This window comes from Streptomyces kanasensis (assembly GCF_043077165.1).
Classification (GTDB): domain Bacteria; phylum Actinomycetota; class Actinomycetes; order Streptomycetales; family Streptomycetaceae; genus Streptomyces; species Streptomyces changanensis.
Genome location: NZ_JBIBSF010000016.1, coordinates 12533 through 24861 on the forward strand (window position 1 = coordinate 12533; position 12329 = coordinate 24861).

Below are 12329 nucleotides of genomic sequence, written 5' to 3' on the forward strand. Positions count from 1 at the left end.
GGCTTCCGGACTCAGAGGCGGCAGGCGTGGATCGCCGTGGTGAGGATGGCCCGCGCGCCGAGGGCGTACAGGTCGTCCATGATGCGCTGCGCGTCCTTGGCGGGGACCATCGCGCGGACGGCGACCCAGCCCTCGTTGTGCAGCGGCGAGATGGTGGGGGACTCCAGGCCCGGCGTGAGGGCGACGGCCTGCTCCAGGTGCTCGGCGCGGCAGTCGTAGTCCATCATCACGTAGCTGCGGGCGACCAGGACGCCCTGGAGGCGGCGCAGGAACCGCTGCACGCCGGGGTCGTCGGCGGGAGCGCCGGTGCGGCGCACGACGACGGCCTCGGAGGTGAGGATGGGCTCGCCGACGATCTCCAGACCGGCGTTGCGCAGGGACGTGCCGGTCTCGACGACGTCCGCGATGACCTGGGCGACACCCAGCTGGACGGCGGTCTCGACGGCGCCGTCGAGGTGCACGACGGACGCGTCGATGCCGTGGTCGTCGAGGTGCTTGGCGACGATGCCCTCGTAGGAGGTGGCGATCGTCATGCCGTGGAAGTCGGCCGGGCCGCTCGCCGTGCCGGGGCGGGTGGCGTAGCGGAAGGTGGAGCGGGCGAAGCCGAGCTGGAGGATCTCCTCGGCGTCGGCGCCGGAGTCCAGCAGCAGGTCACGGCCGGTGATGCCGATGTCGAGCTTGCCGGAGCTGACGTAGATCGCGATGTCCCGGGGGCGGAGGTAGAAGAACTCGACCTCGTTCTCCGGGTCGACCAGCACGAGCTCCTTGGACTCCTTGCGCTGCTTGTAGCCGGCCTCATGGAGCATCGCCGACGCAGGCCCGGACAGTGAACCCTTGTTGGGGACGGCGATGCGCAGCATGGGACGTGCTTCCTTTGCGTCGGAGTGCTTCGGGGTGGGTGCGGCGGTGCGGCCGCGGTCCCGGCCGGACCGGACGGCCCGGCGGGACCGGTGGGCGGCCCGGGCGTCGGGCGCCCGGGCGGCTCAGAGGTGGGCGTAGACGTCGTCGAGCGAGATCCCGCGGGCGACCATCATCACCTGGACGTGGTACAGCAGCTGCGAGATCTCCTCGGCGGCGGCGTCCTTGCCCTCGTACTCGGCGGCCATCCAGACTTCGGCGGCCTCCTCGACGACCTTCTTGCCGATGGCATGGACCCCCTTGTCCACCAGTTCGGCGGTGCGGGAGGTGGCGGGGTCGCCGGTCCTGGCCTTGAGCTCCAACTCGGCGAAGAGCTGTTCGAAGGTTTTGTTCGCCATGATGTCCTTAGGGTACGGGGTGCGGGACCCGCACTCAGCGCCAGGGTTCGCTGACGGTGCGCAGCGTCGTCGCGGTGGCCACGGCGGCGGTGACCGCTTCGTGGCCCTTGTCCTCGTTCGAGCCCTCCAGTCCGGCGCGGTCGAGGGCCTGCTCCTCGGTGTCGCAGGTGAGGACGCCGAAGCCGACCGGAACGCCGGTGTCGACCGAGACCTGGACGAGGCCCTGGGTGACGCCCTGGCACACGTAGTCGAAGTGGGGCGTGCCGCCGCGGATGACGACGCCGAGGGCGACCACCGCGTCGTAGCCGCGACCCGCGAGGACCTTGGCGACGACGGGCAGCTCGAAGCTGCCGGGGACGCGCAGCACGGTCGGCTCGTCGATGCCGAGCTCGTGGAGGGCGCGCAGGGCGCCGTCGACCAGGCCGTCCATGATCTTCTCGTGCCACTGGGCCGCGACGACGGCGACCCGGAGGTCTCCGCAGTTCTTCACGGTCAGTTCGGGTGCGCCCTTGCCGCTCACATCTCTCCTCGGGTGGTGCGTGTCGCTTGCTCTGACGGGTGGTGCCTGGTGGCGTCGTGCCGGGTGGTGCGTCGTGCGTGGTCGTGGTGCCGTCCGCCGGTCGTGCGCGCGCCGGGGCGTGCGCGACCGGTGGTGCGGGATGGTACGGGGGTGGCGCGGGCCCGGCGCTACTGGGTCGCGCAGGGGGACACGTCGGCCGCGGGGTCCAGCCAGGGCAGGTCGTGGCCCATGCGGTCCCGCTTGGTGCGCAGGTACCGGACGTTGTGCTCGCCGGCCTGCACCGGCATCGCCTCCCGGCCCAGCACGGTGAGGCCGTGGCGGCTGAGGGCGGCGGTCTTGTCCGGGTTGTTGGTCATGACGCGGACGCTGCGCACACCGAGGTCGGCGAGCATTTCGGCGCCGGCGGCGTAGTCGCGGGCGTCGGCGGGCAGGCCGAGCTCCAGGTTGGCGTCGAGGGTGTCCCGCCCGCGCTCCTGCAGCTCGTACGCGCGGAGCTTCGACAGCAGGCCGATGCCGCGGCCCTCGTGACCGCGCAGGTAGACGACGACGCCCCGGCCGGCCTCCGTGACGCGGTCCATGGCGGCGTGCAGCTGGGGGCCGCAGTCGCAGCGCAGGGAGTGGAAGACGTCGCCGGTGAGGCACTCGGAGTGGACGCGGACGAGGACGTCCTCGCCGTTCCCGAGGTCGCCGTGGACGAGGGCGACGTGCTCGACGCCGTCGGTCGTGGAGCGGTAGCCGTACGCGGTGAAGTCGCCGTGCGCGGTGGGCAGCCGCACCTCGGCCTCGCGGCGGACGGTCGGCCGCGGGGCCGGGGCGGGGGCGGCCGCGGGGGTGCCGCCGCGCAGGTGGGCGACGAGGTCCGCGATGGAGATGATCGTCAGGCCGTGCTTGCGGGCGAACGGGACGAGCTCGGGCAGCCGCAGCATGACGCCGTCCTCGCCGGCGATCTCGACGATCGCCCCGGCCGGGCGGAGCCCGGCGAGCCGGGCGAGGTCGACGGCGGCCTCGGTGTGGCCGTCGCGGGCGAGGACGCCGCCGGGCCGGGCGCGCAGCGGGAAGACGTGGCCGGGCCGGACGAAGTCGGCCGGCTCGGCGGTACCGCTCGCCAGGAGCTGGAGGGTGGTGGCGCGGTCGGCGGCGGAGATGCCGGTGGTGACGCCGTGGGCGGGGGCCGCGTCGACCGAGACGGTGAAGGCGGTCCCCATGGACTCGGTGTTGTCGGCGACCATCTGCGGCAGCCGCAGGCGGTCCAGCTCGTCGCCCTCCATGGGGGCGCAGATCAGACCGCGGCACTCGCTCATCATGAAGGCGACGATCTCGGGCGTGACCTTCTCGGCGGCGATGACGAGGTCGCCCTCGTTCTCCCGGTCCTCGTCGTCGACGACCACGACGGGGCGCCCGGCGGCGATGTCGCGGACGGCCTGCTCGACGGGGTCGAGGGTCAGGTCGGCGGGGGCCCACACGGACAGCTCGGGTGCGGTGGTCATGCCGGTGCTCCTTCCAGAGCCTTGGCCGGGGTGCGCGTGCGGAGCCACCAGTCGCGCATGCCCCACAGGACGAGGGCGAAGTAGACGACGTAGACGAGGCCGGAGAAGGCCAGGCCGCTGCCGAAGGCGAGGGGGACGCCGACGACGTCGACGAGGAGCCACGCGAACCAGAACTCGACGAGGCCGCGGGCCTGGGCGACCATCGCGACGAGCGTGCCGACGAAGATGTACGCGTCGGCCCACGGGCTCCACGACAGCGACGGGTAGAGGGTGAACAGGCCGCCGACGGCGAGGGTGCCGGCGACGGCGCCGGCCACGAGGAACCCGCGCTCCCGCCAGGTGGCGAAGCGGACGGCGACGGAGCCGTCCTGGGCCTGGCCGCGGCCGAGCCGCCACTGCCGCCAGCCCCACAGGGCGACGGTGATGACGAGGAGCTGCTTGCCGACCCCGCCGGAGAGGTGGGCGGAGGCGTAGGCGGCGACGAGGACGACACCGGACAGGAGTTGGGCGGGCCACGTCCACAGGGAGCGGCGCCAGCCGAGGGCGAGGGCGGCGAGGCCGATGGTGTTGCCGAGCAGGTCGGACCAGATGATGCGCTGTCCGAAGGCGGTGAACGCCTCGCTGTTGAGCCAGTCCAGGGCGCTCACCGGCTGCCTCCCCGGGTGCCGAGGAGGCGCTCGACGTACTTGGCGATGACGTCGACCTCCAGGTTGACCGGGTCGCCGGGCTGCTTGGTGCCGAGGGTGGTGAGGGCGAGCGTGGTGGGGATGAGGCTGACGGTGAAGTGGTCGTCGCCCGCCTCGACCACGGTGAGGCTGACGCCGTCGACCGTGATGGATCCCTTCTCCACGACGTACCGGGCGAGTTCGGCGGGGAGGGAGACCTTGACGACCTCCCAGTTCTCGGAGGGGACGCGTTCGACGACGGTGCCGGTGCCGTCGACGTGGCCCTGGACGATGTGTCCGCCGAAGCGGCCGTCGGCGACCATGGGCCGCTCCAGGTTGACGGGGGACCCGACGGTGAGGGCGCCGAGGCTGGAGCGCTTGAGGGTCTCGGCCATCACGTCGGCGGTGAACTCGTCGCCCTCCTGCTCGACGACGGTGAGGCACACGCCGTTGACGGCGATCGAGTCGCCGTGCTTCGCGCCCCGGGTGACCACGGGGCCGCGGAGGCGGAAGCGCGAGGCGTCGTCGAGGGTCTCGACGGCGGTGACCTCACCCAGTTCTTCGACGATTCCGGTGAACACTCACGTCTCCTTGGTGGTGGGGCGGGGGCGGGCGGTGACGCGCAGGTCGGGGCCGATCCGCGTGGTGTCGGTGACGCTCAGCCGCAGCGCGTCGGCGATGGTGGCGATCCCGGCGTCGCCGAGCGCGGCGGGCCCGGCGCCGAGGAGGACCGGGGCGAGGTAGCCGACGACCTCGTCGACGGCGCCCTCGGCGGCGAAGGCGCCGGCGAGGGTGGGGCCGCCTTCGAGGAGGACGGAGCGGACGCCGCGCTCGTGCAGGGCGGCGAGGAGGGCGGGGACGGAGAGGCCCCGTCCGCCGGCGGCCCTGGGCAGCCGTACGGTGTCGGTCCCCGCGAGGTGGTCGACGGGAGCGTCGTCGGCGACGGCGACCAGGGTGGGGGCGGCGTCGTCGAGGACGCGGGCCCCGGGCTTGACCGCGGTCGCCCCGGTGTCGACGACGACCCGCAGCGGCTGGACGGCCCCGTCGACGCCGCGGACGGCGAGGTGCGGGTCGTCGGCGCGGGCGGTTCCGGAGCCGACGACGACGGCGTCCGCCTCGGCGCGCAGGCGGTGGACGTCGGCGCGGGACTCGGGCGACGTGATCCAGCGGCTGGTGCCGTCGGCGGCGGCGACGCGGCCGTCGAGGGTGGCGGCGTACTTCCAGCGGACGTGGGGGCGGCCGAGGCGTACGGAGGTGAGCCAGGCGGCGTTGCCCGCCTCGGCCTCGTCGGCGAGCAGGCCCCCCTCGACCCGGACGCCCGCCGCGCGGAGGGTCTCGGCTCCGCCGGTGGCCTGCGGGTCCGGGTCCGCGACGGCGTAGACGACGCGCGCGATCCCGGCCTCGATCAGCGCCTGGGCGCAGGGGCCGGTGCGGCCGGTGTGGTTGCAGGGTTCGAGGGTGACGTAGGCGGTGCCGCCGCGGGCGAGGACGCCCGCCCGGCGCAGGGCGTGCACCTCGGCGTGCGGGCCGCCGGCGCGCTCGTGGTACCCGGTGCCCACCTCGTGGCCGGAGGCGTCGACGATGACGCACCCGACGACCGGGTTGGGGCTGGTGGAGCCGAGTCCGCGGGCGGCGAGCGCGACGGCTCGGCGCATGGCGTCCACATCGGCTACTGGGGCCACCGGGTCCTCCTGCCTCGTCGGGCACGGACTCCGGGGCTGTCGATGACGACAGGGAGCGGGTACGACACCGCCGTCCGGGTACGCCACGGCGCCGACCGGCGACCGGGAACGCCCGGCGACCGGCAGACGGCCGGCGCGCCCCTGGTGGGGTCGCCCGCCGCGCACTGCCTCCCATCCGGACTTTCACCGTCGGTCCAGGAGTTTCACCTGGTCAACCGGCCACTGGATGCGGCCGGGTCGCGGACTGTAACCGCCGGTTCGGAATTACACCGACCCCGGAGTGCGCTGCTGCTGATACAGGGCAAGTGTGCCACGGCGACGCACCGGCCATGCGGGTGATCCTCTGTGGAGTGACTCACAGCGTCCGGCGGCTCGGCGTGCGGTCACCGGCCACCACCTCCGCGCGGACCAATTGGTCCAGACCTATTGACGCTCTGGTCTAGTCCTCTTAATGTCTGCGTCACCTCTCCGCGGAGACCGCCCTCCGGTGTGCGCACACCCGGGCCCGGCACGACCAATCCCCTGCCATACGCCGCACGTTGTGTGAAGCCCGACTCCCCAGGAGGAGCCGACCGTGCTGTCATCCCCCCGTGCGAGGGCCTCGCTGCTCGCATCCGGCGCCGCCGTCGCCGGACTGCTGCTCAGCTCGCTCTCGGGCGGCGTCTCCCACGCCGCCGTCGACAACGAGTCCTGTCGCCCCGACGGCCTGTACAAGACCCCCGGCGTGGACGTCCCGTACTGCTCCGTGTACGACGCCCAGGGCCGCGAGAAGATGGGCGCCGACCACCAGCGCCGCGTCATCGGCTACTTCACCGGCTGGCGCACCGGCAAGGACGGGACCCCCGCGTACCTCGCCTCGAACATCCCGTGGGACAAGATCACCCACATCAACTACGCCTTCGCCCACGTCGGGGGGGACAACAAGATCTCCGTCGGCGGCGACTCCCCCACCAACGCCGCCACGGGCATGACCTGGCCGGGCGTCCCGGGCGCCGAGATGGACCCGGGCCTGCCGTACAAGGGCCACTTCAACCTGCTCACCAAGTTCAAGAAGCAGCACCCGGACGTGAAGACGCTGATCTCGGTCGGCGGCTGGGCGGAGACCGGCGGCTACTTCGACGACGGGGGCAAGCGCGTCGCGTCCGGCGGCTTCTACTCGATGGCGACCAACGCCGACGGCTCGGTCAACCACGCCGGGATCAACACCTTCGCCGACTCGGCGGTCGCGTTCATCAAGAAGTACGGCTTCAACGGCGTCGACATCGACTACGAGTACGCGACGACCATGAAGGACGCGGGCAACCCGCTCGACTGGTCGATCGCGAACCCCCGCCGCGCCGGCCTCGTCCAGGGCTACTCGGCGCTGATGAAGACCCTGCGCGAGAAGCTCGACCGCGCCGGTGCCGCCGACGGGCGCCACTACATGCTGACCGTCGCCGCCCCGTCCTCCGGGTACCTGCTGCGCGGCATGGAGACGTACCAGCAGCAGAAGTACCTCGACTACGTCAACATCATGTCGTACGACCTGCACGGCGCCTGGAACGAGTACGTCGGCCCCAACGCCTCGCTCTTCGACGACGGCAAGGACGCCGAGCTCGCCGCGGCCAACGTGTACGGCAGCCAGCAGTACGGCGGCATCGGCTACCTCAACACCGACTGGGCGTACCACTACTTCCGCGGCTCCATGCCCGCCGGCCGCATCAACATCGGCCTGCCCTACTACACGCGCGGCTTCAAGAACGTGCAGGGCGGCACCGACGGCCTGTGGGGCAGGGCGGCGGCGACCAGCTGCCCGGCCGGCTCCGGGCTGACCAAGTGCGGTGACGGCGCGGTCGGCATCGACAACCTCTGGCACGACAAGGACGACAACGGCAAGGAGTCCCCGGCGGGCTCCAACCCGATGTGGCACGCCAAGAACCTGGAGAAGGGCGTCACCGGGGACTACCTGAAGAGCTACGGCTTCCCCGCCGACACCCGCCTGACCGGCACCTACGCCCGCAAGTACGACTCGACGCTCGTCGCGCCGTGGCTGTGGAACGCCGAGAAGAAGGTCTTCCTGTCGACGGAGGACGAGCAGTCGGTGGCCCGCAAGGCCGACTACGTGGTCGACAAGGGCATCGGCGGCACGATGGTCTGGGAGCTGGCCGGCGACTACGCGTGGAACGCGACGAAGGGCCAGTACGAGCCCGGCTCGACGCTGACGACCCTGATGTACGACAAGTTCAAGACGGCCGCCCCGTACGGCGCGAAGGTCTCGAACAAGGCGCTGCCCACCAAGGCCGTGGACATCGGCGTGCAGTTCGGCGAGTTCAAGCTCGGTGACTCCAACTACCCGATCACACCCAAGGTGAAGATCACCAACAACACGAAGACGACGCTCCCGGGCGGCACGGAGTTCCAGTTCGACTACGCCACCTCCGCCCCCGGCAACGCCTCCGACCAGTCCGGCTTCGGCACGAAGGTGATCAGCAGCGACCACACGGGCGGCAACGTGGGCGGGTTGAAGGGTGACTTCCACCGCGTCTCGCTGAAGCTGCCGGCCTGGCAGACCCTCGCGCCGGGCGCCTCGGTGGAGCTGTCGTTCAACTACTACCTGCCGGTGTCGACGCCGTCGAACTGGACGGTGAACATCGCGGGCACGACGTACGCGCTCGCCGGCGACCTGGCGCGCGGCACCACCGTCGTGGAGCCCGGCACGGGCACCGGGCCGACGCCGGGGCCGACCGACCCGACGCCGACGCCCACGCCCACGCCCACCCCGGGCGCGTGCACGGCACCGGCGTGGGACGCGGCGGCCGCGTACGGCGGCGGGGCGACCGTGTCGCACAGGAACCACACCTGGAAGGCGAAGTGGTGGACGCGGGGCGAGGAGCCCGGCTCCACCGGCGAGTGGGGCGTCTGGCAGGACCTGGGGTCCTGCTGACGTCCGACGACAGCGCCTGACGACAGGCGGAGACCCGGTGGCGGTGAGAAAGGCCCTTGCCCGCCACCGGGTCTCCTTGTCGTCCCCGGGTCTCCCTCTCGTCCCCGGGTCGCTGCCGTCGTCCCCGGGTCGCTGCCGTCGTGTCCGGGCGCTTCCGCCGTGTCCGGGCGCTTCCGGTCGTCCCCGGCCGCTCCCGGGCGTTCGCCTCCCGGGCGGGCTGGTCACTCCCGGTCGGGCCGGTCGCCCCGGTCACTCCCGGGTCTTCGCTCCCGGGCGCTCCGGTCGTCGCCTCCCGGGTCGGCCGGTCCCCTCCTCGCGTGGCAGGCTGTCCGGTGTGAGCGCCGCAGCCGAGCCAGTCGACGAGTTCCAGAGCCACCGCCCGCGCATGTTCGGTCTCGCCTACCGCATGCTCGGCTCCGCCGAGGAGGCCGAGGACGTGGTCCAGGACGCCTACCTGCGGTGGAGTGGCGCCGACCGGCGACACGTCGAGCGCCCGGGGGCCTGGCTGGCGAAGGTGGTGACCAACCTGTGCCTGAACCGCCTCACCTCGGCGCGCGCCCGGCGCGAGACGTACCCCGGCCCGTGGCTGCCGGAACCGGTCGTCACGGAGGGCGAGCCGGGCGGGGTCCTGGGACCGCCGGAGTCCGCGGAGCGGCGCGAGGCGGTGTCGACGGCGCTGCTGGTGCTGCTGGAGCGGCTGACGCCGACCGAGCGGGCGGTGTACGTGCTGCGGGAGGCGTTCGCCTACGGCCACCGCGAGATCGCCGGGCTCCTGGACGTCAGCGAGGCCCACAGCCGCCAGCTCCACCACCGGGCCGCGGCGCGGGTGGCCGCCGCGGGGGCGCGGTTCCCCGGGCCGGACGAGCGGCGTCACCGGGAGCTGGTCGAGTCCTTCCTGGCGGCGGCGCGGGAGGGCGATCTGGCCGGGCTGGAGAAGACCCTGGCCGCCGACGTGACCTGGTGGGGCGACGGCGGCGGCGCCGTCTCCGCGGCGCGCCGTCCCATCACCGGCCGCGAGAAGGTTCTGCGCTTCCTCGCCGGGCTCCTCACCCGCAACGCCGGGATGAGCCTGACGTGCACGGAGGTCAACGGCGCGCCCGCGCTCGTGGCCCACACGGGTGACAGGCTCGTCGCGGTCACGTCGTTCGAGGTGCGCGACGGGGCCGTCACGGCCGTGCACAACGTGGTCAACCCGCGGAAGCTGGCCTTCGCCGCACGACAGCTGGCACGGCTGTCACATCCGGGGGCACCCGTCCGGTCGTAGCCGGTGACACACCCCGGCAAGGGAAGGACGGACCCATGGGCAGCATCGTGGTGACGGGCGGTACGGGCACACTCGGGCGGCACGTCACCGAACGGCTGCGCGCGGACGGGCACGAGGTGCGCGTGGTGAGCCGTCACTCGGCGCCGTACGCCGTCGACCTGCGCGACGGCAGGGGCCTGGACGCGGCGGTGACCGGCGCCGGCGCGGTCGTCCACTGCGCCAGTTCCCCGCGCGGCGGCGACGAGCGCGCCGCCCAGCACCTGCTCGACGCGGCGCGGCGGGCGGGGGTCGGCCACCTGGTGTACATCTCGATCGTCGGCGTCGACCGCGTCCCCCTCGGCTACTACCGGACGAAGCTGGCCGTGGAGCGGCTCGTCGAGGCGTCGGCGACCGGGTGGACGATCCTGCGGACGACGCAGTTCCACGACCTCGTCGTGCGGGTGCTGGAGGGGTGCGCCCGGCTGCCGGTGCTCCCCGTGCCCGCGGGCGTCGCGGACCAGCCGGTCGAGGTCACGGAGGTGGCGGCCCGCCTCGCGGAGCTGGCCGTGGCCGGCCCCGCCGGGCGCGTACCGGACCTCGGAGGCCCGCAGGTGCTCCCCTTCGAGGAACTGGCCCGCGCCTACCTGCGGGCGAGCGGGCGGCGCCGGCGCGTGGTGCCGGTACCGCTGGCGGGCCGGACGTACCGCGCCTTCCGCGCCGGGGGTCATCTGGCGCCGGAGCGTGCGTCCGGCACGGGCACCTTCGAGCAGTACCTGGAGCGCCGCTTCGGGGCGGGCGCGCCGCCGCGTTGAGGACGGCCGGCGCTGGGCGCGCACCGGGGCCACGCCGGCCCTGCGCCGGGCGGCCGCTGGGCTCGCACGGGGCCCTGCGCCGGCGGCGCTGGGGGCTCGCACGGGGCCTGCTCTCGGCGGCGCTGGCCTCGTGAGCGCCGGCCTCGTGAGCGCTGAGGTGGCGGGCTGAGGTGGCGGGCGCCGGGCTCGCACCTGACCGGGGGCGCCGGGGCCGGCAGGGGGCGGTCGGCCCGCGCTGGGCCGGGGGCGGGCAGGACGGCCGGTGGTGACGGGCCGGCGCGGCGGGGTCCGTGGGCCGTCGCCGCCGGCCGGTGCCGGAGGGCGGCAGGAGTCAGTGGGCCGTCACCGTCGGCCGGTGCCGGAGGGCGGCAGGAGTCAGTGGGCCGTCGCCGCCGACCCGCCGAAGAGCTCGTCCTGGGCGGCGTCCCGTGCGGTGAGGAGCGCGCCGCGCAGTACCGCCGCGCCGCCCAGGGTGCTGGCCCTGACCTCGGTGCGCAGCGGGGAGAGCGTCGCGAGGCGGGCCTCGACGCGCTCGGCGAGCGCGGCGCCGCCGGCCTGGCCGAGCTCGCCGCCCAGGACGACGCAGCCGGGGTCGAGCACGGCGGTGACGGCGGCGGCTCCGAGGGCGACGCGTTCGGCGAGGGCGTCCAGGAAGGCCCCGGCCGCGTCACCGGGTCCGTCCCCGACGCGGCCGTCCGCCCGCCACCGGCCCGCCGGACCGCCGTCCGCCGGGTCGGCCGCGCCGTGGGTACCGTCCCGGCGGACCGGTCGTTCCCGTGCTGCCCGGACCACTGAGGCACCCGCCGGTTCGCCCTCGTCGTCGGGGCCGCCGGCCTCGATGCCGTACGCCTGCGCCAGCTCCCGTACCGCCGCCGATCCGGCCAGGGCGTGGAAGCCCCCGGCGCAGTCGGTCGCCGACGGGAGGGCGCCCGTGCCGGGCACCGGGAGGAAGCCGATCTCGCCGGCCCCGCCCGACGCGCCGCGGCGCAGGGCGCCGTCGAGGACGACGGCGGCGCCGACGCCGTGCCCGAGCCACAGCAGGACGAACGTGTCGCGGTCGCGGGCGGCCCCCTCGCGCAGCTCGGCGGTCGCGGCGAGGTTCGTCTCGTTCTCCACGAGCACGGTCGCGGAGAGCCGCTCGCGCAGGGCGGTCACCAGGCGGCGGTGCCAGGCGGGCAGACCGGCCGAGTCACGCAGCGCTCCCGTGACCGGGTCGACGAGGCCCGGGGCGCCGATCCCGACGGTGTGCAGCCGGGTCGCTCCGGCCTCCCGGACGGTGCGCTCCAGCAGGGCGACGGCCCGCTCGACGGCCGGCCCCGTCTCCGTGTCGCCGCCGATGGGCGCGGCGGCCTCGGCGAGCGGCCCGCCCAGCAGGTCGGTGACGGTGACCGTGACCCCGCGCAGCCGCACGTCGAGGGCGGCGAGGTGGGCGCGGTCGGCGACGAGCCCGTAGACACGGGCGTTCGGGCCGCGCCGCTCGGCTCCTGACTCCCCGACGATCCGTACGAGCCCGGCACCCTGCAGCCGTTCGACGAGGTCGGCGACGGTCGGCCGGGACAGCCCGGTGAGCCTCTTCAACTCGGCGGCCGTCAGAGGCCCCTCGTCCTGGAGCAGACGCAGGGCGAGCCGGTCGTTGATGGCCCGGGCGGTGCTGGGGGACGCGGGGGCGGAGGGCATGCCGGGATCCTTTCAGACCTTACTTTCAGGCAGGGTTCCTGATAATTTACGCGGCGCGGCACCC

Annotated in this window: 11 protein-coding genes and 1 riboswitch; of the genes, 3 read left to right on the plus strand and 8 right to left on the minus strand. The window is 74.0% G+C overall.

Features of this window, described 5'->3' with window-relative positions:
* Positions 1–11: 11 nt before the first annotated feature.
* The 7 genes from hisG to ribD all read right to left on the minus strand — a co-directional run bounded on the left by hisG (position 12) and on the right by ribD (position 5583).
* On the minus strand, positions 12–860 hold the full coding sequence (gene hisG, locus ACF053_RS28655; RefSeq protein WP_391956660.1) for an ATP phosphoribosyltransferase: 849 nt from the start codon (positions 858–860) through the stop codon (positions 12–14).
* 123 nt (positions 861–983) lie between these two features.
* Positions 984–1256 (minus strand): phosphoribosyl-ATP diphosphatase, encoded by a 273-nt coding sequence (locus ACF053_RS28660; protein WP_058941050.1) that lies wholly within the window; start codon positions 1254–1256, stop codon positions 984–986.
* 34 nt (positions 1257–1290) lie between these two features.
* Entirely contained in the window at positions 1291–1776 is a 486-nt protein-coding gene (ribH, locus tag ACF053_RS28665) for a 6,7-dimethyl-8-ribityllumazine synthase (protein ID WP_058941051.1), read from the minus strand.
* Positions 1777–1943: 167 nt separating this feature from the next.
* Entirely contained in the window at positions 1944–3263 is a 1320-nt protein-coding gene (locus tag ACF053_RS28670; protein ID WP_391956661.1) for a bifunctional 3,4-dihydroxy-2-butanone-4-phosphate synthase/GTP cyclohydrolase II, read from the minus strand.
* Positions 3260–3910 carry a nicotinamide mononucleotide transporter family protein gene (locus ACF053_RS28675; RefSeq protein WP_391956662.1) on the minus strand — a complete coding sequence of 217 codons (651 nt, stop codon included), beginning with the start codon at positions 3908–3910 and terminating at the stop codon, positions 3260–3262. The genes ACF053_RS28670 and ACF053_RS28675 overlap by 4 nt, the downstream gene beginning before the upstream one ends.
* Positions 3907–4509 carry a riboflavin synthase gene (locus ACF053_RS28680; protein WP_058941054.1) on the minus strand — a complete coding sequence of 201 codons (603 nt, stop codon included), beginning with the start codon at positions 4507–4509 and terminating at the stop codon, positions 3907–3909. The genes ACF053_RS28675 and ACF053_RS28680 overlap by 4 nt, the downstream gene beginning before the upstream one ends.
* The gene (gene ribD / locus ACF053_RS28685; RefSeq protein ID WP_391956702.1) at positions 4510–5583 is read right to left on the minus strand and encodes a bifunctional diaminohydroxyphosphoribosylaminopyrimidine deaminase/5-amino-6-(5-phosphoribosylamino)uracil reductase RibD; all 1074 of its coding nucleotides are present in this window, start codon (positions 5581–5583) and stop codon (positions 4510–4512) included.
* A 184-nt stretch (positions 5584–5767) separates the two neighbouring features.
* Positions 5768–5898, minus strand: a riboswitch (FMN riboswitch).
* 289 nt (positions 5899–6187) lie between these two features.
* Between ribD and ACF053_RS28690 the strand changes: the two genes are divergently transcribed.
* The 3 genes from ACF053_RS28690 to ACF053_RS28700 all read left to right on the plus strand — a co-directional run bounded on the left by ACF053_RS28690 (position 6188) and on the right by ACF053_RS28700 (position 10588).
* Positions 6188–8533 carry a chitinase C-terminal domain-containing protein gene (locus ACF053_RS28690; RefSeq protein WP_391956703.1) on the plus strand — a complete coding sequence of 782 codons (2346 nt, stop codon included), beginning with the start codon at positions 6188–6190 and terminating at the stop codon, positions 8531–8533.
* A gap of 334 nt (positions 8534–8867) precedes the next feature.
* Entirely contained in the window at positions 8868–9797 is a 930-nt protein-coding gene (locus ACF053_RS28695) for an RNA polymerase sigma-70 factor (RefSeq protein WP_391956663.1), read from the plus strand.
* 35 nt (positions 9798–9832) lie between these two features.
* Positions 9833–10588 (plus strand): SDR family oxidoreductase, encoded by a 756-nt coding sequence (locus tag ACF053_RS28700; RefSeq protein ID WP_391956664.1) that lies wholly within the window; start codon positions 9833–9835, stop codon positions 10586–10588.
* A gap of 375 nt (positions 10589–10963) precedes the next feature.
* Here ACF053_RS28700 and ACF053_RS28705 read toward each other — a convergent pair whose 3' ends face one another.
* Positions 10964–12265, minus strand: a complete 1302-nt coding sequence (locus ACF053_RS28705) for an ROK family transcriptional regulator (protein ID WP_391956665.1) — start codon at positions 12263–12265, stop codon at positions 10964–10966.
* Positions 12266–12329: the final 64 nt, after the last annotated feature.

What these genes read in the sequence shown, in the direction of transcription:
- ACF053_RS28670 (WP_391956661.1), bottom strand. Translation starts at nt 3,263, where the DNA reads ATGACCACCGCACCCGAGCTGTCCGTGTGGGCCCCCGCCGACCTGACC.
- hisG (WP_391956660.1), bottom strand. Translation starts at nt 860, where the DNA reads ATGCTGCGCATCGCCGTCCCCAACAAGGGTTCACTGTCCGGGCCTGCG.
- ACF053_RS28660 (WP_058941050.1), bottom strand. Translation starts at nt 1,256, where the DNA reads ATGGCGAACAAAACCTTCGAACAGCTCTTCGCCGAGTTGGAGCTCAAG.
- ACF053_RS28705 (WP_391956665.1), bottom strand. Translation starts at nt 12,265, where the DNA reads ATGCCCTCCGCCCCCGCGTCCCCCAGCACCGCCCGGGCCATCAACGAC.
- ribD (WP_391956702.1), bottom strand. Translation starts at nt 5,583, where the DNA reads ATGCGCCGAGCCGTCGCGCTCGCCGCCCGCGGACTCGGCTCCACCAGC.
- ACF053_RS28700 (WP_391956664.1), top strand. Translation starts at nt 9,833, where the DNA reads ATGGGCAGCATCGTGGTGACGGGCGGTACGGGCACACTCGGGCGGCAC.